This window comes from Ramlibacter henchirensis, from assembly GCF_004682015.1.
In the GTDB taxonomy this organism is placed as follows: domain Bacteria; phylum Pseudomonadota; class Gammaproteobacteria; order Burkholderiales; family Burkholderiaceae_C; genus Ramlibacter; species Ramlibacter henchirensis.
The window spans coordinates 528,371-549,667 of record NZ_SMLM01000003.1; the positions used below are offsets into that span (position 1 = coordinate 528,371).

At 69.1% G+C, this 21,297-nt stretch carries 19 protein-coding genes; all 19 read left to right on the forward strand.

Going from position 1 to position 21,297, the window contains the following annotated elements; genetic code table 11:
• The 19 genes from EZ313_RS20600 (at nucleotide 1) to EZ313_RS20690 (ending at nucleotide 21,286) form a co-directional block, all read left to right on the forward strand.
• Complete coding sequence (locus EZ313_RS20600; protein WP_135265181.1) at nucleotides 1-1,623, forward strand: AMP-binding protein; 1,623 nt, start codon at nucleotides 1-3, stop codon at nucleotides 1,621-1,623.
• The gene (locus EZ313_RS20605) at nucleotides 1,623-2,792 is read left to right on the forward strand and encodes a thiolase family protein (RefSeq protein WP_205960448.1); all 1,170 of its coding nucleotides are present in this window, start codon (nucleotides 1,623-1,625) and stop codon (nucleotides 2,790-2,792) included. The genes EZ313_RS20600 and EZ313_RS20605 overlap by 1 nt, the downstream gene beginning before the upstream one ends.
• Complete coding sequence (locus tag EZ313_RS20610; protein WP_135265182.1) at nucleotides 2,789-4,042, forward strand: SDR family NAD(P)-dependent oxidoreductase; 1,254 nt, start codon at nucleotides 2,789-2,791, stop codon at nucleotides 4,040-4,042. The genes EZ313_RS20605 and EZ313_RS20610 overlap by 4 nt, the downstream gene beginning before the upstream one ends.
• Nucleotide 4,043: 1 nt before the next feature.
• Nucleotides 4,044-4,841 carry a cyclase family protein gene (locus tag EZ313_RS20615; protein WP_135265183.1) on the forward strand — a complete coding sequence of 266 codons (798 nt, stop codon included), beginning with the start codon at nucleotides 4,044-4,046 and terminating at the stop codon, nucleotides 4,839-4,841.
• The gene (locus EZ313_RS20620) at nucleotides 4,838-5,566 is read left to right on the forward strand and encodes an SDR family oxidoreductase (RefSeq protein ID WP_135265184.1); all 729 of its coding nucleotides are present in this window, start codon (nucleotides 4,838-4,840) and stop codon (nucleotides 5,564-5,566) included. Before EZ313_RS20615 ends, EZ313_RS20620 begins: the two co-directional genes overlap by 4 nt.
• 11 nt (nucleotides 5,567-5,577) lie before the next feature.
• Complete coding sequence (locus EZ313_RS20625) at nucleotides 5,578-6,726, forward strand: ABC transporter substrate-binding protein (protein WP_135265185.1); 1,149 nt, start codon at nucleotides 5,578-5,580, stop codon at nucleotides 6,724-6,726.
• On the forward strand, nucleotides 6,726-7,877 hold the full coding sequence (locus EZ313_RS20630) for an ABC transporter substrate-binding protein (protein WP_135265186.1): 1,152 nt from the start codon (nucleotides 6,726-6,728) through the stop codon (nucleotides 7,875-7,877). Before EZ313_RS20625 ends, EZ313_RS20630 begins: the two co-directional genes overlap by 1 nt.
• Before the next feature lie 30 nt (nucleotides 7,878-7,907).
• Nucleotides 7,908-9,224 carry an aromatic ring-hydroxylating dioxygenase subunit alpha gene (locus EZ313_RS20635; RefSeq protein ID WP_135265187.1) on the forward strand — a complete coding sequence of 439 codons (1,317 nt, stop codon included), beginning with the start codon at nucleotides 7,908-7,910 and terminating at the stop codon, nucleotides 9,222-9,224.
• Nucleotides 9,221-9,679 carry an aromatic-ring-hydroxylating dioxygenase subunit beta gene (locus EZ313_RS20640; protein WP_135265188.1) on the forward strand — a complete coding sequence of 153 codons (459 nt, stop codon included), beginning with the start codon at nucleotides 9,221-9,223 and terminating at the stop codon, nucleotides 9,677-9,679. The genes EZ313_RS20635 and EZ313_RS20640 overlap by 4 nt, the downstream gene beginning before the upstream one ends.
• Before the next feature lie 23 nt (nucleotides 9,680-9,702).
• Nucleotides 9,703-10,854, forward strand: a complete 1,152-nt coding sequence (locus tag EZ313_RS20645; RefSeq protein ID WP_135265189.1) for an ABC transporter substrate-binding protein — start codon at nucleotides 9,703-9,705, stop codon at nucleotides 10,852-10,854.
• Between the two features lies 1 nt (nucleotide 10,855).
• A complete protein-coding gene (locus tag EZ313_RS20650; RefSeq protein ID WP_135265190.1) occupies nucleotides 10,856-11,911 on the forward strand; it encodes a branched-chain amino acid ABC transporter permease in 1,056 nt (351 codons plus the stop codon).
• Nucleotides 11,908-13,752: a branched-chain amino acid ABC transporter ATP-binding protein/permease gene (locus EZ313_RS20655; RefSeq protein ID WP_135265191.1), complete on the forward strand. Its 1,845-nt coding sequence runs from the start codon at nucleotides 11,908-11,910 to the stop codon at nucleotides 13,750-13,752. The genes EZ313_RS20650 and EZ313_RS20655 overlap by 4 nt, the downstream gene beginning before the upstream one ends.
• Complete coding sequence (locus EZ313_RS20660; RefSeq protein WP_135265192.1) at nucleotides 13,749-14,480, forward strand: ABC transporter ATP-binding protein; 732 nt, start codon at nucleotides 13,749-13,751, stop codon at nucleotides 14,478-14,480. Before EZ313_RS20655 ends, EZ313_RS20660 begins: the two co-directional genes overlap by 4 nt.
• Nucleotides 14,470-16,044 carry an ATP-dependent acyl-CoA ligase gene (locus tag EZ313_RS20665; protein ID WP_135265193.1) on the forward strand — a complete coding sequence of 525 codons (1,575 nt, stop codon included), beginning with the start codon at nucleotides 14,470-14,472 and terminating at the stop codon, nucleotides 16,042-16,044. The genes EZ313_RS20660 and EZ313_RS20665 overlap by 11 nt, the downstream gene beginning before the upstream one ends.
• A gap of 107 nt (nucleotides 16,045-16,151) precedes the next feature.
• Entirely contained in the window at nucleotides 16,152-18,509 is a 2,358-nt protein-coding gene (locus tag EZ313_RS20670) for a bifunctional salicylyl-CoA 5-hydroxylase/oxidoreductase (protein WP_135265194.1), read from the forward strand.
• The gene (locus EZ313_RS20675) at nucleotides 18,509-19,273 is read left to right on the forward strand and encodes an SDR family NAD(P)-dependent oxidoreductase (RefSeq protein WP_135265195.1); all 765 of its coding nucleotides are present in this window, start codon (nucleotides 18,509-18,511) and stop codon (nucleotides 19,271-19,273) included. The genes EZ313_RS20670 and EZ313_RS20675 overlap by 1 nt, the downstream gene beginning before the upstream one ends.
• Nucleotides 19,270-19,707 carry an acyl-CoA thioesterase gene (locus EZ313_RS20680; protein WP_135265196.1) on the forward strand — a complete coding sequence of 146 codons (438 nt, stop codon included), beginning with the start codon at nucleotides 19,270-19,272 and terminating at the stop codon, nucleotides 19,705-19,707. Before EZ313_RS20675 ends, EZ313_RS20680 begins: the two co-directional genes overlap by 4 nt.
• On the forward strand, nucleotides 19,704-20,096 hold the full coding sequence (locus EZ313_RS20685) for a RidA family protein (RefSeq protein WP_135265197.1): 393 nt from the start codon (nucleotides 19,704-19,706) through the stop codon (nucleotides 20,094-20,096). The genes EZ313_RS20680 and EZ313_RS20685 overlap by 4 nt, the downstream gene beginning before the upstream one ends.
• A 5-nt stretch (nucleotides 20,097-20,101) precedes the next feature.
• Nucleotides 20,102-21,286, forward strand: a complete 1,185-nt coding sequence (locus EZ313_RS20690) for an acyl-CoA dehydrogenase (RefSeq protein WP_135265198.1) — start codon at nucleotides 20,102-20,104, stop codon at nucleotides 21,284-21,286.
• The last annotated feature ends 11 nt before the right edge of the window (nucleotides 21,287-21,297 follow it).

Genomic DNA, 21,297 nt, shown 5'->3' on the forward strand with positions numbered 1-21,297 from the left:
ATGAGAACCGTCCACGACCGATTCACCGCCACCGCCGCGCGGGATCCGGGTGGCGAATTCCTGTACATCGATGGGGTGACTGCGCAGGTCTATGGCATCGATGCTGCGCCCATCACCTGGGCGCAGGCCGCCGCGGAGGTCGAGCGCCTGCGCGCCGCCTATGCCGCCGCGGGCTACGGACACGGCCATCGCGCCGGCCTGCTGCTGGAGAACCGGCCGGCCTTCCTGTTCCACTGGCTCGCCCTCAACGCGCTCGGCGTCAGCGTGGTGCCGATCAACTCGGAGATGCGCTCGGCCGAACTGGAATACCTGATCGGCCACAGCGAGATCTGCCTGGCGGTCACGCTGCCGCAACGCGCGGACGATCTGAGGGCGGCGGCTGCCGCTGTCGGCGTCACGCTGCGCCTCTGGGATTCTTCGAGCGCGGCGCCCCCCGAGCGGGCGCCCAACGCCGCGCCCGCCGCCGGTTCGCCCGGGCTGGAGACCGAGTGCGCGCTGCTCTACACCTCCGGCACCACCGGCCGGCCCAAGGGCTGCCGGCTCTCGAACGAGTACTTCCTGCGGGCCGGTGAGTGGTATGCGGGGCTGGACGGCGTCTGCTCCGTCCGCCCGGGGCAGGAGCGGATCATCACGCCGCTGCCGCTGAACCACGTGAACGCGATGGCGTTCTCCGCGATGGTGGTGATCACCGCGGGCGGTTGCCTCATCCAGCTCGACCGCTTCCATCCCAAGAGCTGGTGGCAGAGCGTGCGCGATAGCCGCGCGACGATCGTGCACTACCTCGGCGTGATGCCCGCGATGCTGCTGTCCGCGCCCGCGTCGCCGGCCGACCGCCAGCATGCCGTGCGCTGGGGGTTCGGCGCCGGCGTCGATCGAAAGAACCACGCGGTGTTCGAGCAGCGCTTCGGTTTTCCGCTGGTGGAGGCCTGGGCCATGACCGAAACCGGTGCGGCCGCCTGCGTGATGGCGAACCACGAACCGCGCCACGTGGGCGCCAGCTGCTTCGGCCATCCCGAAGCCTTCGTGCAGATCCGTCTGGTCGACGACGAAGGCCAGGACGTCGAACCCGGAGTGCCGGGCGAGCTGCTGGTGCGCTCCAGCGGCCCGGACCCGCGCCGTTATTTCTTCTCCGGCTACCTGAAGGACGAAGCCGCCACCGCGGAGGCGTGGGCCGGCGGCTGGTTCCACACCGGCGACATGGTGCGGCGCGACGCCGGCGGCCACCTGTACTTCGTCGACCGCAAGAAGAACGTGATCCGCCGCAGCGGCGAGAACATCTCCGCGGTCGAGGTGGAGAGCATCCTCAACCAGCACCCGGCGGTGAAGAGTTCCGCCGTCGCCGCGGCGCCGGACGAGGTGCGCGGCGACGAGGTGCTGGCCTGCATCATCACGCGCCATCCGGTGCCGGAGGCCGAGCGCGCGGCGCTCGCGGCGAGCATCGTCGACCACGCGCTGGCGCAGCTCGCGTACTACAAGGCGCCCGGCTATGTCGCGTTCGTGGACGAAGTGCCGCTCACGATGTCGCAGAAGATCCAGCGCGGCCAGCTTCGCGAGCTGGCCCGGTCCTTGCCAGGGAAGCCGCATTGCATCGACATGCGCGCCAGGAAGAAAAGGCAGGGGTGATGGCCAGGCGGCTCTCCTATGAAGGCGTCGCGGTGGCCGTGCCGGTCACCGTGCCCTACGTGCGCTATTCCACCCGCGCCGCCCACTGGTTCATCGGCCAGGCGCTGGAGCGGCTGGTGAAGGCGTCGGGGCTGCGCAAGGACCAGATCGACGGCCTGACGGTGAGCAGCTTCTCGCTCGCGCCCGACACGGCCGTGGGCGTGACGCAGCACCTGGGCGTCACGCCGCGGTGGCTGGACCACATCCCCACCGGCGGCGCCTCGGGCGTGATGTCGCTGCGCCGCGCGGCGCGCGCGGTGCAGGCGGGGGACGCCGACGTCGTGGCCTGCATCGCGGCCGACACCAACCACGTCGAGTCCTTCCGCCTCACGCTGGGCGCCTTCAGCAACTTCGCGCGCGACGCCAGCTATCCCTACGGCTCGGGCGGGCCGAACTCGATCTTCGCGTTCATCACGTCCAACTACATGCGCACGTACGGGGCGACGCGCGAGGACTTCGGCCGCATCGCCGTGGCGCAACGCACGAATGCGCTGCAGAACCCCAATGCGCTGTTCAAGAAGCCGCTCACCATGGACGAGTACATGGGTGCGCGCTCGATCTCGGACCCGATCCACCTGTTCGACTGCGTGATGCCCTGCGCTGGCGCCGAAGCCTTCCTCGTGATGCGCGAGGAGCGGGCGCGAGACCTCGGCCTGCCTCATGTGCTGGTGCGCGGCGCGATCGAACGGCACAACGCCTATGCCGAGGACCCCGTCATGGTGCGCGGCGGCTGGCGGATGGACCGCGACGACCTCTATGCGCAGGCCGGGGCGAAGCCCGCCGACGTGGACTTCATCCAGACCTACGACGACTACCCCGTGATCGTGATGCTGCAGTTCGAGGACCTGGGCTTCTGCGAGAAGGGCGAGGGCCCGGCGTTCGTGCGCGAACAGTCGCTCACCTTCGACGGCAGCTTTCCCAACAACACCACCGGCGGGCAGCTGTCTTGCGGCCAGGCCGGTGCGGCCGGCGGATTCCTGGGCATGACCGAGGCGATTCGCCAGCTGACGGACCAGGCGGGCTCGCGAGCGGTTCGCGACGCGAAGCTGGGTCTCGTCACCGGATTCGGGATGGTCACGTACGACCGCTGCCTGTGCACCGGGGCGGTGCTGCTGGGGAGGTCGTCATGACGATGCCGCTGATGAAGCCCAAGCGCAAGAACCCGGTTCTGCGCACGCGGCAGATGAACCTGCCGCCGTGGGCGCGCGGGCGTGTCGCCTTGGGCATGACGGCCGCGGCGGCGGAGGGGCGGTTCGAGCTCCAGGTCTGCAAGGATTGCCAGGCCGTGCAGTACCCGCCGCGCGATGCGTGCCACCGCTGCCTGTCGCCGCGCCTGCAGTGGCGCCCGCAATCCGGCCAGGGCGAGCTGCTGAGCGCGACCACGCTGCACCACAGCAACGACCTGTTCTTCCGCGAACGCCTGCCGTGGCGCCTGGGCCTGGTGAAACTGGATTCCGGACCGTCGGTGATCGTGCACCTGCACGGCGAGGTGGGCGAGCCGCCGACGCGGGTGCACGTGGGCGCGCGGCTCGATCGCGCGGGGCAGGCGGTCTTGATTGGATTTCCCGAAAAAGGGGGCGAACACATGTCGGACGACAGCATGCTGCGCGAGATGACCAGCGATCCGAAGTACCGCAAGGTGCTGGTCACGGATGGCAAGACGGCGGTCGGCCAGGCGATGGTGCAGGCGCTGGTCAAGGCCGGGGCCGACATCGTCTGGGTCGGCCACGCCGAGCCGTGGAAGAAGCTGCCCGGCTTCTCCGACATCAGCGCGATGAAGGAAGTGACGCTGGTGCCGCTGGACCTGACGAACGGGCGCTCCGTCACCGAATTGGCCGGCGAGATCGGCGGCAAGGTCGACATCGTCATCAACAACGCCGAGGTGCACCGGTCCTTCGGCATCTCCGGCCGCCGCGGCACCGACGTCGCCAAGATGGAGATGGACATCAACTACTTCGGCCTGCTGCGGCTGGCGCAGGAGTTCGGCCCGGCCCTCCGTGCCCGCTCGGCCGACGGCGTGACCCACGCCGCGGCCTGGGTGAACCTGCTGTCGATCTATTCGCTGAGCAATTTCCCGCCGCACGGGACGTTCTCGGCCTCGAAGGCCGCGGCGCTTTCGCTGTCGCAATGCCTGCGCGCGGAGATGCGGCCGGCGGGCATCCGCGTGATCAACGTGTTCCCCGGCCCGATCGACGACGAGTGGAACCAGAACCTGCCGCCGCCGAAGGTGGCGCCCGCCGCGCTGGCCAGCGCCATCGTCAAGGCGCTGAAGGAAGGCATCGAGGATGTCTACCCGGGCGACGTGGCGCAGGAGTGGCTGGAGCGCTGGCGCGACAACCCCAAGGTGCTCGAGCGCGAACTCGCGGCCGGAGGAAGCTGACATGGAACAAGCAACGAGCAATGTCCTGGCCGGCGTGGCGCTGGGCCTCGCCACCGGCCGCATCCGCGTGGTCGACCTGACGCAGACCCTCACGCCGGACTTCCCGCAGATCGCGCTGCCGCCCGAGATGGGCCAGTGCTGGCCGTTCCGCATCGAGGAGGTGTCCAAGTACGACGAGCGCGGCCCGGGCTGGTACTGGAACAACTTCTCCTGCGGCGAGCACACGGGGACGCACTTCGACGCGCCCATCCACTGGATCTCCGGCCGCGACCTGGCCCACAACTCGGTCGACACGATCCCGGTGGAGCACTTCGTCGCACCGGCCTGCGTGATCGACTGCTCCGAACAGGTGAAGGCCGATCCCGACTACCTGCTGACGGTGGAGGACATCGAACGCTTCGAGAAGGCGCATGGCCGCATCCCGGCCGGCGCGTGGGTGCTGATGCGCACCGACTGGTCCAAGCGCACCGACCCCGAGGCCTACCAGAACTTCGACGAAACCGGCCAGCACACGCCGGGCCCGAGCTCCGAGGCCGTGCAGTTCCTGGTCGAGCAGCGGCAGGTGCTCGGTTTCGGTTCGGAAGCCATCGGCACGGATGCGGGGCAGGGCTACCACCTGCGTCCGCCGTACCCGTGCCACTACTTCATGCACGGCGCCGGCCGCTATGGCCTGCAGTGCCTGGCCAACCTGGACAAGCTCCCGCCCACGGGATCGCTGCTGATCTGTCCGCCCCTGAAGATCGAGAAGGGCAGCGGCAGTCCCTTGCGCGTGCTAGCCCTGGTGGAGGACGCGCGATGACCCCCCGGAAGATCGCCGCGGTCACCGGCGGCAGCGCCGGCATCGGCAAGAGCATCTGCGAGCAGCTGCTGGCCGAGGACTACGAGGTCGTTTCGCTGGCCCGGCGCCGCAGCGAAGCCTCGCATCCGCGGCTGCACAGCATCGAGGTCGACCTGATGGACCGCGCCGCCACCGCCCAGGCCGCGCAGGAACTGGTCCGCAAGTTCGAGGTGAACACGCTCATCCACAACGCGGGCGTCATCCGCCCCGCACTGCTGCCCGACGTGCAGCTCGAGGACCTCGACGCGCTGGTCAACCTGCACCTGGGCTGCGCCATCCAGCTGGTGCAGGCGGCGCTGCCCGCGATGCGCCAGCAGCGCTTCGGCCGCATCCTGCTGCTGTCCTCGCGCGCCGCGCTGGGCGCGCAGACACGCACCAGCTATTCCGCCACCAAGGCCGGCATGCTGGGCATGGCCCGCACCTGGGCGCTGGAGCTGGCGCCGCACGGGATCACGGTGAACGTGGTGGCGCCGGGGCCGGTGCACACCGAGATGTTCTACGACGTGATCCCCGCCGGCAGCGAGCGCGAGCAGAAGCTCGCGGCCTCCATCCCGGTCGGACGCATCGGCGAGCCGCAGGACGTCTCGCGCGCGGTTTCGTTCTTCATCAGCCCCGATGCCGGCTTCATCACCGGCCAGGTTCTGTACGTGTGCGGGGGCGCCAGCCTCGGCAGCCTTTCCCTCTGACAGGAGACTCCATGAAAGCAATCAAAACAATAGCGGCCACCCTGCTGGGCGCCGGGCTCGCGCTGAACGCGCTGGCCGCCGACCTGAAGGTGGGCTTCATCACCTCGCAGTCCGGACCGGTCTCGTCGCTGGGCATCCCCTATGCGAAGGGCATCCAGGCCGCTGCCGCGTACAAGCCCGAAGTCGCCGGCCGCAAGGTGCAGCTGATCCAGCTGGACGACGGCTCCGATCCGTCCACGGCGGCGCGCAATGCACGCAAGCTGATCGACGAGGACAAGGTCGACGTCATCATCGGCACGGCGGGCTCGCCGGGCGCCCTGGCGATCGCCGCCGTCGCTCGCGAAACGAAGACGCCGCTGATCTCCATCGCCAACGCCAACCTTCCGGGCGAGGACGGCGCCTGGATGGTCACGCTGCCCCAGCCCGCGCCGCTGATGATCAGCGCCATCGTCGACCGCATGAAGAAGAGCGGCATCAAGACGGTGGGCTACATCGGCTTCTCCGACGCCTGGGGCGACCTGGTCTACGACTCGCTCACGCAGGCCGCCGGCGCCGCCGGCATCAAGGTGCTGACCAACGAGCGATTCGCCCGCGCCGACAGCTCGGTCACCGGCCAGGTGCTCAAGATCGTGGCGGCCCGTCCCGACGCGGTGATCACCGGCACCTCGGGCACGCCCGGTGCGCTGCCTTACCGCGCGCTGGCCGAGCGCGGCTACAAGGGCCCGATCTACGGCACGCATGCGCTGATCAACCCCGACTTCGTGCGCGTCGGCGGCGCTGCGGTCGAAGGCCTGCTGGCGCCCACCGGCCCGGTGATCGTGGCCGAGCAGCTGCCGGCCGACAACCCGATCCGAAAGGTGTCGATGGACTTCCGCGCCGCCTACCAGAAGGCCAACGGCGCCGCGCCCACCGACGCTTTCTCCGCCTACTCGTTCGACGCCTGGCTGCTCTTCGCCGACGCGGCGCAGCGCGCGACCGCGAAGGCCGAACCCGGCACCCCGCAGTTCCGCGTGGCCCTGCGCGACGCGATCGTCAACACCAAGGAGCTGGTGGGCACGCATGGCGTCTACAACTTCAAGCCGGACAACCGGTACGGATCGGACGAGCGCTCGCGCGTGATCGTCAAGCTCGAAAAAGGTCAATGGAAACTGGTGCCGTGATGAAAACTTCCCTCACCCGATTCGCCATCGCGGCCCTGGGCGCCGCGCTCGCCGCGCCGGTGCTCGCCGCCGACATCAAGGTCGGCGTCATCACCTCGCTGTCGGGGCCCGTCTCGGCGCTGGGCATCCCGTACGCGAAGGGCATCGACGCCGCCAAGGCGTACAAGTCCACCGTGGGCAAGCACAACGTGCAGGTGATCGTGCTGGACGACGCCTCCGACCCCACGGTGGCGGCCCGCAACGCGCGCAAGCTCGCCACGGAGGACAAGGTGGACGTGCTGATCGGCACCTCCGGCGTCCCCGGCGCGCTGGCCATCTCGGGCGTTGCCCGTGAAAGCAAGACACCGCTGATCTCGCCCACGCCGCTGAGCGTGCCGGCCGACGACCAGGGCTGGACCGTCACGGTCTCGCAACCCTTCCCGCTGATGGTGGCGGCGGTGGTCGACAAGATGAAGGCGAGCGGGGTCAAGACGGTGGCCTTCATCGGCTTCTCCGACGCGCTGGGCGACCTGGCCTACGACTCGCTGGTGAAAGCGGCCGAGCCGGCCGGCATCAAGGTGACCGCCAACGAGCGCTATGCCCGCGGCGATTCCTCCGTGGCCGGCCAGATCCTCAAGATCGTCGCGTCCCGTCCGGACGCGGTGTTCGCCGGCAACTCCGGCACCCCGGGTGCGCTGCCGTACCTGGCGCTCGCCGAGCGCGGCTACAAGGGCCAGATCTACGGCACGCACGGCCTCATCACCGCCGACTTCGTGCGCGTCGGCGGCAATGCCGCCAATGGCCTGATGGTGCCCAGCGGCCCCGTGATGGTGGCCGACCAGCTGCCCGAGACGAACCCGGTGCGCAAGGTCGCGCTCGACTACCGTGCCGCCTACCAGAAGGTGCACGGGTCCGCGCCCGTCGACGCCTTCTCGGCCTACACGTTCGACGCCTGGCTGGTGTTCGCCGACGCCGCGGCGCGCGCGGCGGCCAAGGCCGAACCGGGCACGCCGGAGTTCCGCGTCGCGCTGCGCGACGCGATCCATGAGACCAAGGAACTGCCCGGCACGCACGGCGTGTTCACCTTCAAGCCCAACGAGCCTTACGGGCTGGACAAGCGCTCGGCGGTGGTGATCCGGCTCGAAAAGGGCCAGTGGAAGCTGGCGCCCTGAGGCGCGCCACGTGAAGGCGGGGAGCTGAGCATGCGGCGCAAGGACATCCTGGCCCTGGTGCAGGAAGACCGGGTGCACCGGGACCTGTACCTCAGCGAAGAACTGTTCGCACTGGAGCAGCGCCACTTCTTCGCCAACACGTGGAACTACGTCGGGCACGCCAGCCAGGTGCCGGCCGCGGGCGACTACATCACCGTGGAGATCGCCGGCCAGCCGCTGCTGATGGTGCGGCAGGCCGACGGCGGCATCCGGGTCCTGAACAACCGCTGCGCCCACAAAGGGATGCCGCTGTCCACCGACGAATGCGGCAGCACCGGCAAGTTCTTCCGCTGCCCCTACCACGCCTGGACCTACAAGCTGGACGGCTCGCCGCTCGCGGTGCCGATCAAGAACGGCTACGAGGGCACGCGCCTGAAGGAGTGCGAGTCGGGGCAGGGCATGGGCGCGCTGCAGAACGTGGCCGTGTACCGCGACTTCGTGTTCGCGAAGATCAACGACGGCGGCCCCGACTTCCACGCGTACTTCGGCGACGTGCTGGGCGCCATCGACAACCTGGCCGACCGTTCGCCGGTGGGGCGGCTGCGCGTGGAGGGCGGCGTCATCCGCAACATCATCCACTGCAACTGGAAGATGTACCTGGAGAACATCAACGATACCGTGCATCCGCAGTCGGCGCACGAGTCCGCGACCCAGGCGGCGAACATCCTGTGGCAGGGACAGCCCGCCGACGTTGCCAAGCCGATGGCCATGGAGCAGATCCTGCCGTTCGGCGCGGGCTACGACTTCTTCGACCGCATGGGCGGCCGCGTCTACCCCAACGGCCACAGCATGCTGGGCGTGAACTTCAGCATCCACTCCGGCTACGCCCAGGTGCCGGAGTACGAGGCCGCGCTGCGGGCGGCGCACGGCGAGGAGCGGGCCAGCGAGATCCTGCAGCGCTCACCGCAGAACTCCGTCTGCTTCCCCAGCCTGTCGGTCAAGGGTTCGCCGCAGGCGATCCGCGTGATCCGACCGCTGGCGGCGGACCGCACCCTGATCGAGGCCTGGAGCTTCCGTGCCGAAGGCGCCCCCGAACTGCTGTTCGAGCGGGCCATGACCTACAACCGGCTGGTGTTCTCGCCGATGTCCGTGGTGGCGCACGACGACGTGCACCTGTTCGAGAGCATCCAGCAGGGCCTGCGCGCCGGCCGCAACGAATGGGTGAGCCTGCACCGCGACTTCCAGCCGTCGGAGCTGGAAGGCGGCACGCGGGAGGTCAACGGCACGAACGAACTGCTGATGCGCAACCAGTTCCGCGCCTGGGCCCGGTTCATGACGGCCGACATGGCGATGGAGGAGGGGGCATGACCGCCCAGGAATTCATCGCCCACGAAGCGCACCTGCTGGACGCGCAGCGCTACGACGAGTGGCTGGCCCTCTTCGCCGAGGACGGCCGCTACTGGGTTCCGCTGCAGGGTGCCGCGCAGACGGAAGGCGCGCTGCACAACTCGCTCGCCGACGAGGACAGGCTGCTGCTGTCGCTGCGCATCGAGCGCCTGAAGAATCCGCGTGCGCATTCGCAGCATCCGGCCAGCCGCTGCCAGCACCTGCTGCAGGCGCCGGTGCAGGTCCAGGCCGACGAGGGGAATGCCTGGCGCACACCCTTCCTCTACATCGAATCTCGCGGCGAGCGGCAGGTCCTGCTGGCCGGCAGCTACACCCACCGGCTCGCGCGCGTGGGCGGCGATTGGCGCATCCGACTCAAGCGGGTCGACCTTCTGGACGCGGGCAAGCCCCTGCCGGCGATCCAGCTTTTTCCTTGAGCTTCACCCACCAGGAGACACCGATGAAACGTCTTGTCCGCAGCGCCCTCGGGGCCGCAATTGCCTTCGCAATGGCCGGGGCCGCGCTGGCCGCCGACCTCAAGGTCGGCCTGAGCGTCTCGCTCTCCGGCCCGAACTCGTCGCTCGGCGTGCCCTACGCCAAGGGCATGCAGGCGGCCGTGGCCTACAAGCCCGAGATCAACGGCAAGAAGGTGCAGCTCATCGTGCTGGACGACGGCTCCGATCCCACGACCGCCGGCCGCAACGCGCGCAAGCTGATCGAGGAAGAGAAGGTCGACGTCATCATGGGCACCTCCGGCGTGCCGGCGGCGATCGCGATGGCGCAGGTGGCCCGCGAGACCAAGACCCCGATGATCGGGCTGACGCCGATCTCGCTGCAGGGCGCCGACCTGGAGTGGACCGTCACGGTGGCCCAGCCGACCGACCTGATGGTGGCCGCGGTGGTCGACCGCATGAAGAAGGACGGCGTGAAGACGGTGGGCTACATCGGCTTTTCCGACGCCTGGGGCGACCTGGTCTACAACGCGCTGATGAAGGCGGCCGAGCCGGCCGGCATCAAGGTCGTGACCAACGAGCGCTATGCCCGTTCCGACGCTTCGGTCACCGGACAGGTGCTCAAGATCGTGGCCGCCCGTCCCGATGCCGTGATGACCGGCGGGGCCGGTACGCCCGGCGCGCTGCCGTACCTGGCCCTCAGCGAACGTGGCTTCAAGGGCCCAGTCTACGGCCAGCACGGCCTGATCAACGCGGACTTCGTGCGCGTCAGCGGCAAGGCAGCCAACGGCACCCAGATGCCGACCGGTCCCATCATCGTCGCGGAACAGCTGCCCAACAACTACCCGACCAAGAAGGTCGCGCTCGACTTCCGCGACGTCTTCCAGAAGGTGAACAACGCGCCGACCACGGATGCCTACTCCGCGTATTCGTTCGACGGCTACATGGTGTTCGCCGATGCAGCCGCGCGCGCCATGCCGAAGGCCGAGCCGGGCACGCCCCAGTTCCGCGTGGCGCTTCGCGACGCGATCATGAGCGCCAAGGAAGTGGTGGGCACGCACGGCGTCTACAACTTCAAGCAGGGCCAGCTGTACGGGGTGGACGAGCGCGCGCGCGTGATCGTCAAGCTGGAAAACGGCCAGTGGAAGCTGGTGCCCTGAAATGACCTGGGACGTCGCACTCATCCTGGGCATCGACGGCCTGGCCAACGGGGCGGTGTACCTGTTGGCCGGGCTCGGGCTGGTCCTGATCTTTTCCGTTACCCGGGTGGTGTTCGTCCCGTTCGGTGACGTCGCGGCTTTCGCCGCGCTCAGCCTGGCGGCCTTCGAGACCGGCCGCCAGCCCGCGACCATCGGGCTGGTGCTGACGCTGGCGTTGCTGGCGATGGTCGTCGAGATCGTCTCGCTGGTACGGCGCGGTGAAATGGCGGCCATCCCGCGGGCCGTGCTCGGCTGGGGCGTGTTGCCGGCCATCCCCTGCGCGCTGGCCTGGGCCGTTGCCGGCCAGCAAGGGTTGCCGCACGCCGTTTTCATCATCACCGCGATCCTGCTGGTGGTGCCGATCACGCCGCTGGTGGCCCGCGTCGCGTTGCAGCCGATCGCCGACGCTTCGGTGCTGGTCCTGCTGATCGTCTCGCTCGCCCTGCATTTCCTGCTGTCCGGCCTGGGGCTGCTGTTCTTCGGTCCCGAGGGGTCGCGCACGCTGCCGCTGGCCAGCGGCGCGCTTTCGCTGGGGACGTTCTCGGTGAGCGGGCAGGTGATCCTGATGGTGGCTTCCGCCATCGTGCTGAGCGCCATCTTCTTCCTGGCCTTCGAGCGGACCGTGGTCGGAAAAGCCCTGCGCGCCACGGCCGTCAACCGCGTCGGCGCGCGCCTCGTCGGCATCCGGCCGGCGCGCACCGCGCTGCTGGCTTATACCTTCGCATCGCTGCTGGCCGGCCTGATCGGCGTGCTGGTCGCGCCCGTCACGACCATGTACTACGACTCTGGCTTCCTGATCGGCCTGAAGGCCTTCGTCGCCGCGATCATCGGCGGGCTGGTGAGCTATCCGCTCACGGCGCTCGGCGCGCTCGCGGTCGGCGTGGTGGAGAGCTTCGGCTCGTTCTGGAGCGGCGCGCTGAAGGACGTGATCGTGTTCAGCCTGCTGATCCCGGTGCTGATGCTGCGCTCCGCCTTCACACGGCACCCCGAAGAGGAAGCCGAGGAGATCGACCAATGACGCAGCGCAGACGACATCTCGCCCTGGTCGCGGCCGTGGTCGCGTTGCTGGCGCTCGCGCCGATGGTGCTGGGCAACTTCGGCGTGAGCCTGCTCAACGACATCGGCATCGCGTCGCTGGTGGCGCTGGGCCTCGTGCTGCTCACGGGCGTGGGCGGCGCCACGTCGTTCGGCCAGGCGGCCTTCGTCGGCATCGCGGCCTACGCCAGCGCCTGGCTGTCCACGACGCAAGGCGTGTCGCCCTGGATCGGCCTGCTGTTCGCGCTGGCCCTCACCGGAACGGCGGCGCTGCTGATCGGCCTCTTGACGCTGCGGCTCGGCGGCCACTTCCTGCCGCTGTCCACCATCGCCTGGGGCCTGTCCATCGCGCTGCTGTTCGGCAACATGGACGCGCTGGGCCGCCACACGGGCATGTCCAACATTCCCGCGCTGAGGATCGGCGGCTTCTCGTTCGCGGACCCGCGTTCCATGTACTACCTGATCTGGGTGCTGGTCGGCCTGGTCTTCCTGTTCTCGTACAACGTCCTGCAGTCCCGCAGCGGCCGCGCGATCCGCGGCCTGCGCGGCGGCAGCACGCTGCTGGCCAGCGTCGGCGCCGATGCCTTCAGGGTGCGCCTGGCGCTGTTCGTGATGGCGGCGTTGCTGGCCGGCCTGGCCGGCTGGCTCTATGCCCACATGAACCGCTTCGTCAGTCCGTCGCCCTTCGACGTGCGGGCCAGCATCGAGTACCTGCTGATGGCAGTGGCGGGCGGCCTCGGCCACCTGAGCGGCGCGCTGGTCGGCGCGGCACTGGTGCTGGTCATGAAGAACGGGCTGCAGGACGTGCTGCCGCTGCTCACGCAGCGCGCCGGGCAACTGGAAGCAGTCGCATTCGCGATGCTGTTCATCCTCCTGCTGCACTACGCGCGCGGCGGTTTGATGGGCTTCATCGCGCGCTGGACGCGGGGGCGGTTCGCCGTTCCGGTCGGCGTGCCCGAGGCGTCCGCCGGCGCGCTGCCGCACCGCAGCCTGCCGCCGCGCGGCGAGCTGCTGCTGTCGGTGAAAGGCGCGGTCAAGCGGTTCGGCGGGCTGGTGGCGGTCAACGACGTGAGCTTCGACGTGCGGGCCGGCGAGATCGTCGGCCTGATCGGCCCGAACGGCGCCGGCAAGTCGACCATGTTCAACCTGCTCACGGGCACGCTGCCGATGACGAGCGGGCACGTGGAGTTCCTTGGCCACGACGTGACCGGGCTGTCGCAACGCGCCATCGCGCTCAAGGGCATGGCGCGCACCTTCCAGCACGTGAAGCTTCGGCCGCACATGAGCCTGCTGGACAACGTCGCGCTCGGCGCCCATGGCCGCACGCGCGCCGGCATGGTGTCGGCCGGCCTGCGCCTGGACCGGCGCGAAGAGGCGCAGATCGTGGCCGAGGCCTACAAGCAGCTGGGGCGCATCGGCCTGGCCGAGCGCGCGCACGAACTGGCGGGCAGCCTGCCCCTGGGCACGCAGCGCATCCTGGAGATCGCCCGCGCCCTGGCGGCCGACCCGGTGCTGCTGGTGCTCGACGAGCCCGCGGCCGGTCTGCGCCGCAAGGAGAAGCACGAACTCGGCGACCTGCTGCGCAAGCTGCGGTCGGAAGGCGTGACCATCCTGATCGTGGAGCACGACATGGACTTCGTCATGAGACTCGTCGACCGCCTGGTGGTGATGAACTTCGGCTCCAAGCTGGTGGAGGGCGAGCCGGCTGCCGTGCGGGCCGACCCGGCCGTCCAGGCCGCATACCTTGGCGGCGCAGTCGCCAAACCCGGCACCATCCCCGCGGCGCAGGAGCCGCGGCAGGTGGCCGCAGGAGGCGTGCGATGACGACCGCGATGCTCGAGATCGGCGACCTGCACGTCTCGTACGGCCAGGTCGATGCGGTGCGCGGCGTTTCGCTGTCGCTGCTGCCCGGCCAGATCGTCACTGTGATCGGCCCCAACGGCGCCGGCAAGACGACGCTGCTGGGCGCGGCGATGGGCCTGCTGCCTTCGAAGGGCACGCTTCGGTTCGAAGGCGAGGACGTCGGTGGACTGGACGTGGAGTCGCGCGTCGAACGCGGGCTCTGCCTGGTGCCGGAAAAGCGCGAGCTGTTCGGCGAACTGACCGTGCTGGACAACCTGATGCTGGGCGCCTATTCGAAGCGCATGAACGGCAGCACGCTGCGAAGCCGGCTGGACGAGGTCTATGGCCGCTTCCCGCGCCTGGGCGAGCGGCGCTCGCAGCGCGCCGACACGCTCTCGGGGGGCGAGCGCCAGATGCTGGCGCTGGGCCGCGCGCTGATGTCGGCGCCGCGCCTCTTGATGCTGGACGAGCCCAGCCTGGGCCTCGCGCCGCTGATCGTGCAGGAGATCCTGGGCATCATCCGCGGCCTGCGCAACGACGGCGTTTCCATCCTGCTGGTGGAGCAGAACGCGCTGGCGGCGCTGGAGAGCTCCGACTACGGCTACGTGCTGGAGACGGGCGAGATCGCGCTCAGCGGCGCTTCCAAGGAACTCGAGAACGATCCGCGGGTGCAGGCCACCTACCTGGGCGGGGCGACGGATGAACACTGAGTCGCCGCTGCGTCCGCAGGAGCGGACGCTGCCCGCGATGCTCGCGCGCCAGGCGCGCGAGTTCGGCGACCGTCCGTTCCTTTCCGTCCCCGGCGCGGAATGGCGCCACCGCGATGCGGCGCAGGTCGCGGCATCCCGGGGGGCGGCCTTGCGTGCGGCCGGCGTGGGCCGGGGCGACCGCGTGGCCGTGATGTGCTCCAACCGCGCCGAGTTCATCGAGACGGTGCTCGGATGCGGCTGGATCGGCGCAGCGGCCGTGCCGATCAACAGTGCGTCGATGGGGCCGCAGGTGCAGTATTTGCTGGCCGACAGCGGCGCGCGCCTGCTGGTGATCGAGGACCGCTTCGTCGAGCGCCTCGCCACCGCCGACCTGGGCCAGACGGCGCTGCAGCGCATCTGGGTCATCGGGGAGGGCGGTTCGATGTCCGGCCCACCGGCGCGCGAGCGTTGGCCCACGGCTGCCGAACCTGTCGAGCCGGAATCCGTCGAGCCGGGCGACACGCTCGCGGTCCTCTACACGTCGGGCACGACGGGCCCCGCCAAGGGCGTGCTGTGCCCGCATGCCCAGTACTACTGGTGGGGCGTGCACTCGGCCGACGTGCTGTCGATCACGCAAGCGGACGTGCTCTGCACGACGCTGCCCCTCTTCCACATCAATGCCCTCAATACCGTCGCGCAGGCGGCGGTCACCGGCTGCCGGGCGGTATTGCTCGACAAGTTCTCCGCCTCCGGCTTCTGGCCGGCCATGCAGGGTTGCGGCGCGACGGTGGTCTACCTGCTCGGCGCCATGGTGCCCATCCTGCTGGCGCAACCGCCGGGACCCGCGGAACGCGAACACCGCGTGCGCACCGGCCTGGGCCCCGGCGTGCCGGCCACGGCCGGAGCGGCTTTCCTGGAGCGCACCGGCGTGACGCTGCTGGAAGGCTACGGGTCCACGGAGACCAACTTCGTGATCGCGACGGCACCGGATTCGCCACGCCGCGGCGTGATGGGCTGGCTGCGCCCCGGCTTCGATGCGCGCGTGGTCGACGAAGCTGACAACGAGCTGCCCGCGGGAACGGCCGGCGAACTGGTGCTGCGCGCGGACCAGCCTTTCGTCTTCGCGTCCGGCTACTTCGGCCGTCCGGAGAAGACCGTGGAGGCCTGGCGCAACCTCTGGTTCCACACGGGCGACAGGGTGGTGCGCGAGGCCGACGGTGCCTTCGTCTTCGTCGACCGCATCAAGGACGCGATCCGCCGGCGCGGCGAGAACATCTCGTCCTGGGAAGTCGAGCAGGTGCTGATGAGCCATCCTTCTGTCGCGGCCGTGGCGGTCTATCCCGTCCGGTCGGAACTGGCCGAGGACGAGGTCATGGCCGCCGTGATCCCGCGCGAGGCGGGAGCGCTCCAGCCCGCCGAGCTGGCCGCCTTCTGCGAGTCGCGCCTCCCAAAATTCGCCATACCGCGTTTCATCGACCTCGTGGCCGAGCTGCCGCGAACCGAGAACGGAAAGGTGCAGAAGTTCAAGCTGCGCGAGCGCGGCGTGCCGCCGGGCTGCTGGGATCGCGCGGCGCCAAGACCCTGACGGCGTCCCGAAAGTTGCCAGGGGCGTTGCTGCGTCCTAAAATGCTTTAGGCCTAAACAAATGAGATTTCAACTATCTCGGTTCGCACGGCTGGACAGGAGTCTCCCTTGAAGATCGTTTGCATCGGCGGCGGCCCCGCCGGCCTTTACTTCGCCCTGCTGATGAAGAAGCAGGATCCGCGGCACGACATCAGCGTCGTGGAGCGAAACAAGCCCTATGACACCTTCGGCTGGGGCGTGGTCTTCTCCGACCAGACGCTGGGCAACTTGCAGCAGGCCGACGCGCCGACGGCCGGGAAGATCCTGGACGCGTTCAGCCACTGGGACGACATCGAGATCAACATCGACGGCCACAAGCTGCGATCCGGCGGCCACGGCTTCTGCGGCATCGGCCGCAAGCGGCTGCTGAACATCCTGCAGGAGCGCTGCGAGGAACTGGGCGTCAAGCTCGTCTTCGAGACCGACGTGCAGGACGACACGCAGTACGCGGACGCGGACCTCATCATCGCCAGCGACGGCCTGAACAGCCGCATCCGCACCAAATACGCCGAAACCTTCGTACCGGACATCGACACGCGCCGCTGCCGCTTCGTCTGGCTCGGGACGCACAAGCTGTTCGACGCCTTCACCTTCGCTTTCGAGAAGACCGAATGGGGCTGGTTCCAGGCCCACGCCTACAAGTTCGATGCGGACACGTCGACCTTCATCGTCGAGACGCCCGAAGAGGTCTGGCGCGCAGCGGGCCTGGACAGGATGGAGAAGGAAGAGTCCATCGAATTCTGCGAGCGCCTGTTCGCCAAGTACCTGGACGGCCACCGGCTCATGTCCAACGCCAGCCACCTGCGCGGATCGGCGCAGTGGATCCGGTTCCCGCGCGTGGTGTGCCAGCGCTGGGTGCACCACAACGGCCGCACGCCGGTCGTGCTGATGGGCGATGCCGCCCACACGGCGCATTTCTCCATCGGTTCCGGCACCAAGCTGGCCCTGGAGGACGCGATCGAACTGGCGCGCTGCATCCGCAACAAGCCGGGCGAGCTGAACGACGCGCTGCAGGCCTACGAGGCGGTGCGCAGCGTGGACGTGCTGCGCATCCAGAACGCCGCCCGCAACTCCACCGAGTGGTTCGAGAACGTCGACCGCTACGCCAGCCTGCCGCCGGCGCAGTTCGCATATTCATTGCTCACGCGCAGCCAGCGGATCAGCCATGAGAACCTTCGGCTTCGCGACAAGGCGTACGTGGAAGCCTACGAGGACTGGATGGCCGTCAAGGCAGGCGTGCAGCGCCATCCGGAGAAGATGCCGATCCCGCCCATGTTCACGCCGTTCACGCTGCGCGGCACCACGCTGAAGAACCGCGTCGTGGTCTCGCCGATGGCGCAGTACTCCTGCGTCGACGGCGTACCCGGCGACTACCACCTGACGCACTTGGGCGCGCGCGCCATGGGCGGCGCCGGCATGGTGATGGTGGAGATGACCTGCGTATCGCCCGATGCCCGCATCACGCCCGGATGCCCTGGGCTGTGGAGCGACGGCCAGCGCGACGCATGGAAGCGCATCGTGGACTTCGTCCATTCAAATTCCGACGCGAAGATCGCGCTGCAGCTGGGACACGCCGGAGCGAAGGGCTCGACACGCGTGGCCTGGGAAGGCATCGACCAGCCGCTGGAAGACGGCAACTGGCCGCTGATCTCGGCCTCGCCGCAGCAGTACATCGACGGCGTGAGCCAGTGGTCCCGCGCGATGACGCGCGCCGACATGGACCGCGTGCGCGACGACTTCGTGGCGGCGACGCACCGGGCCGTGGAGGCCGGGTTCGACTGGCTGGAGCTGCACTGCGCGCACGGCTACCTGCTGTCCTCGTTCATCTCGCCGCTGACCAACCAGCGCACCGACGAATACGGCGGCTCGCTGGAGAACCGGCTGCGCTTCCCGCTGGAGGTGTTCCATGCGGTTCGGGCGGCCTGGCCGGGCCACCTGCCGATGTCGGTGCGGATCTCGGCGCACGACTGGGTCGAGGGCGGCATCACGCCGGACGACGCAGTGGCGATCGCCCGCGCCTTCAAGGCTGCCGGCGCCGACATGATCGACTGCTCCTCGGGCCAGGTCAGCAAGCAGGAAAAGCCGGTGTTCGGCCGCATGTTCCAGACGCCGTTCTCCGACCGCGTCCGCAACGAAGCGGGCATCGCGACGATCGCGGTCGGCGCCATCTCGGAGGCCGACCACGTCAACAGCATCATCGCGGCCGGCCGCGCCGACCTGTGCGCCGTGGCGCGCCCGCACCTGGCCAACCCGGCCTGGACTTTGATGGAAGCGGCCCGCATCGGTTATCTCGACCTGGCCTGGCCGAAGCAGTACCGCTCGGCCAAGGTTCAGCTGGAACGCAACCTGGAGCGTGAACGCGCTGCCGCCAGCCAGGCCGCCGGCCTGTCGCCGCTGGCCCAGGCCAACCGCGCACTGGGGGTCTGATGCTGCACGGCAGGCATGCACTGGTCACCGGCGCCGCCCGCGGCATCGGTGCCGCCATCGCGCGCACGCTGGCGCAAGAGGGCGCGGCGCTCACGCTGCTCGGACGCAACGAGCGCACGCTGCAGGAACTCGCGTCCTCGCTTCCTGGCCGCCATGGCATCGTGGTGGCGGACGTCTCGGACGCCGGGCAAGTCCATGCCGCGTTCGAGCGGGCGCGGGCCGAACGGGGCCCGCTCCACATCCTGGTGAACAACGCCGGCCAGGCCGAGAGCGCGCCCTTTACCCGCACCGGCCTGGACCTGTGGCAGCGGATGCTGGCCGTGAACCTGACCGGCACCTTCCTCTGTTCCCAGGCCGCCCTGCCGGACATGCTGGCGGCGGGCCGGGGCCGCATCGTGAACATCGCTAGCACCGCCGCCCAGAAGGGCTATGCCTACGTCAGCGCGTATGTCGCCGCCAAACATGGCGTGCTAGGCCTCACCCGTTCGCTGGCACTGGAAGTCGCCCGCAAGGGGATCACCGTCAATGCGGTCTGCCCGGGCTACACCGAAACCGACATCCTGCGCGAGAGCGTCGCCAACGTGGTGGCCAAGACCGGGCGCAGCGAGGCGGACGCCCGCAAGGAGTTCGCCAGCGGCAACCCGCAGCAGAGGATCGTGCAGCCGCAGGAAGTGGCGGACGCCGTGCGCTGGTTGTGCAGCGATGGCGCCGCCGCGATCACGGGCCAAGCCATCTCCGTGTCCGGCGGCGAGGTGATGCAATGAGCGCCTTCGCCGTCGAGCGCCGCATCCGCTTCTCGGACTGCGATCCGGCCGGCATCGTCTTCTATCCCCAGTATTTCGTCATGTTCAACAGCGTGGTGGAAGACTGGTTCAACGGCCCGCTGGGCGTGGGTTACCAGCACCTCGTGGTGGAACGCCGCGTCGGGCTTCCCACCGTGCGGCTGGAAGCGGAATTCAAGGCGGTCAGCCGGTTCGGCGATCCGGTGGTCCTGACCCTGGACGTGGAGCGCCTGGGCCGCCGCTCCTTCACCCTGCTGCTGCGCTGCACCGGGGCGGCCGGCCAACTGCGGATGCAGATGCGGCAGGTGATAGTCACCACTTCGCTGGAGACGCACCAGGCGATCGACATCCCCCCGGACGTGCAGGCGGCCATCCAGCGGCGTGCTCCTCCCATCGTTCCAAAGGAATCCCCATGAAAGTGCTTCTTCCTCCCGGCTGGCCCCGTCCGAAGGGTTATGCGAACGGCGTGACCGCCAGCGGCCGCCAGGTCTTCATCGCCGGCATGATCGGCTGGGATGCGCAGGGCGTGTTCCACACCGACGACTTCGCCGGCCAGGTGCAGCAGGCGCTGCAGAACATCGTGGAGGTGCTGCGCGAGGCCGGCGGCAAGCCCGAGCACATCGTGCGCATGACCTGGTACGTCACCGACAAGCGCGAGTACCTCGCCGCCGGCCGCGAGATCGGGCGCGCGTTCCGCGAGATCATCGGCAGCTACAACGCCGCGATGACGGCTGTCGAAGTCAAGGCGCTGATCGAGGACCGCGCCAAGGTCGAGATCGAAGCCACCGCGGTGATTCCGGAGTAAGAGCCATGGCCAAGACCACGAAAGCTGCTTTCCACTGGGACGACCCGCTGCTGCTGGACCAGCAGCTCAGCTCCGACGAGCGACAGGTGCGGGACGCCGCGCGCGCGTATTGCCAGGAACGGCTGGCGCCGCGGGTGCTGGAAGCCTTCCGCCACGAGAAGACCGACACGTCCATCTTCACCGAGATGGGCGAGTTGGGCCTGCTGGGCCCGACCATCCCCGAGCAGTACGGCGGCGCCGGCCTCAACTACGTGTGCTACGGAATCGTGGCGCGCGAGGTGGAGCGCGTCGACTCCGGCTACCGCTCGATGATGAGCGTGCAGTCGTCGCTGGTGATGGTGCCGATCAACGAATTCGGCAACGAGGCGACGAAGCAGAAGTACCTGCCCAAGCTGGCGTCTGGCAAGTGGATCGGCTGCTTCGGCCTGACGGAGCCCAACCACGGCTCCGACCCGGGCAGCATGGTCACGCGGGCCCGGAAGGTCGCCGGCGGCTACAGCCTCACCGGCTCCAAGATGTGGATCACCAACAGCCCGGTGGCCGACGTGTTCGTGGTCTGGGCCAAGGACGATGAAGGCGCGATCCGCGGCTTCGTGCTGGAGAAGGGCTGGAAGGGCCTTTCCGCCCCGGCCATCCACGGCAAGGTGGGCCTTCGCGCCTCGATCACCGGCGAGATCGTGATGGACGAAGTGTTCTGTCCCGAGGAGAACGCCTTCCCGGAAGTGCGCGGCCTCAAGGGCCCGTTCACCTGCCTCAACTCCGCCCGTTATGGCATCGCCTGGGGCGCGCTCGGCGCCGCCGAAGACTGCTGGCACCGCGCACGCCAGTACGTGCTGGACCGCAAGCAGTTCGGCAAGCCGCTCGCGGCCAACCAGCTGATCCAGAAGAAGCTGGCGGACATGCAGACCGAGATCACGCTGGGGCTGCAGGGCTGCCTGCGCCTGGGGCGCATGAAGGACGAGGGCACGGCTTCGGTGGAGATCACGTCCATCATGAAGCGCAACTCCTGCGGCAAGGCGCTGGACATCGCGCGCCTGGCACGTGACATGATGGGCGGCAACGGCATCAGCGACGAGTTCGGCGTGGCGCGTCACCTGGTCAACCTCGAAGTGGTCAACACCTACGAAGGCACGCACGACATCCATGCCCTGATCCTGGGGCGGGCCCAGACCGGGATCGCGGCGTTCTGACACGGCAGGCG

Bases quoted from the DNA above. Each gene is read 5' to 3' on its own strand.
- EZ313_RS20600 (WP_135265181.1), top strand. From the start codon at position 1: ATGAGAACCGTCCACGACCGATTCACCGCCACCGCCGCGCGGGATCCG.
- EZ313_RS20605 (WP_205960448.1), top strand. From the start codon at position 1,623: ATGGCCAGGCGGCTCTCCTATGAAGGCGTCGCGGTGGCCGTGCCGGTC.
- EZ313_RS20610 (WP_135265182.1), top strand. From the start codon at position 2,789: ATGACGATGCCGCTGATGAAGCCCAAGCGCAAGAACCCGGTTCTGCGC.
- EZ313_RS20615 (WP_135265183.1), top strand. From the start codon at position 4,044: ATGGAACAAGCAACGAGCAATGTCCTGGCCGGCGTGGCGCTGGGCCTC.
- EZ313_RS20620 (WP_135265184.1), top strand. From the start codon at position 4,838: ATGACCCCCCGGAAGATCGCCGCGGTCACCGGCGGCAGCGCCGGCATC.
- EZ313_RS20625 (WP_135265185.1), top strand. From the start codon at position 5,578: ATGAAAGCAATCAAAACAATAGCGGCCACCCTGCTGGGCGCCGGGCTC.
- EZ313_RS20630 (WP_135265186.1), top strand. From the start codon at position 6,726: ATGAAAACTTCCCTCACCCGATTCGCCATCGCGGCCCTGGGCGCCGCG.
- EZ313_RS20635 (WP_135265187.1), top strand. From the start codon at position 7,908: ATGCGGCGCAAGGACATCCTGGCCCTGGTGCAGGAAGACCGGGTGCAC.
- EZ313_RS20640 (WP_135265188.1), top strand. From the start codon at position 9,221: ATGACCGCCCAGGAATTCATCGCCCACGAAGCGCACCTGCTGGACGCG.
- EZ313_RS20645 (WP_135265189.1), top strand. From the start codon at position 9,703: ATGAAACGTCTTGTCCGCAGCGCCCTCGGGGCCGCAATTGCCTTCGCA.
- EZ313_RS20650 (WP_135265190.1), top strand. From the start codon at position 10,856: ATGACCTGGGACGTCGCACTCATCCTGGGCATCGACGGCCTGGCCAAC.
- EZ313_RS20655 (WP_135265191.1), top strand. From the start codon at position 11,908: ATGACGCAGCGCAGACGACATCTCGCCCTGGTCGCGGCCGTGGTCGCG.
- EZ313_RS20660 (WP_135265192.1), top strand. From the start codon at position 13,749: ATGACGACCGCGATGCTCGAGATCGGCGACCTGCACGTCTCGTACGGC.
- EZ313_RS20665 (WP_135265193.1), top strand. From the start codon at position 14,470: ATGAACACTGAGTCGCCGCTGCGTCCGCAGGAGCGGACGCTGCCCGCG.
- EZ313_RS20675 (WP_135265195.1), top strand. From the start codon at position 18,509: ATGCTGCACGGCAGGCATGCACTGGTCACCGGCGCCGCCCGCGGCATC.
- EZ313_RS20680 (WP_135265196.1), top strand. From the start codon at position 19,270: ATGAGCGCCTTCGCCGTCGAGCGCCGCATCCGCTTCTCGGACTGCGAT.
- EZ313_RS20685 (WP_135265197.1), top strand. From the start codon at position 19,704: ATGAAAGTGCTTCTTCCTCCCGGCTGGCCCCGTCCGAAGGGTTATGCG.
- EZ313_RS20690 (WP_135265198.1), top strand. From the start codon at position 20,102: ATGGCCAAGACCACGAAAGCTGCTTTCCACTGGGACGACCCGCTGCTG.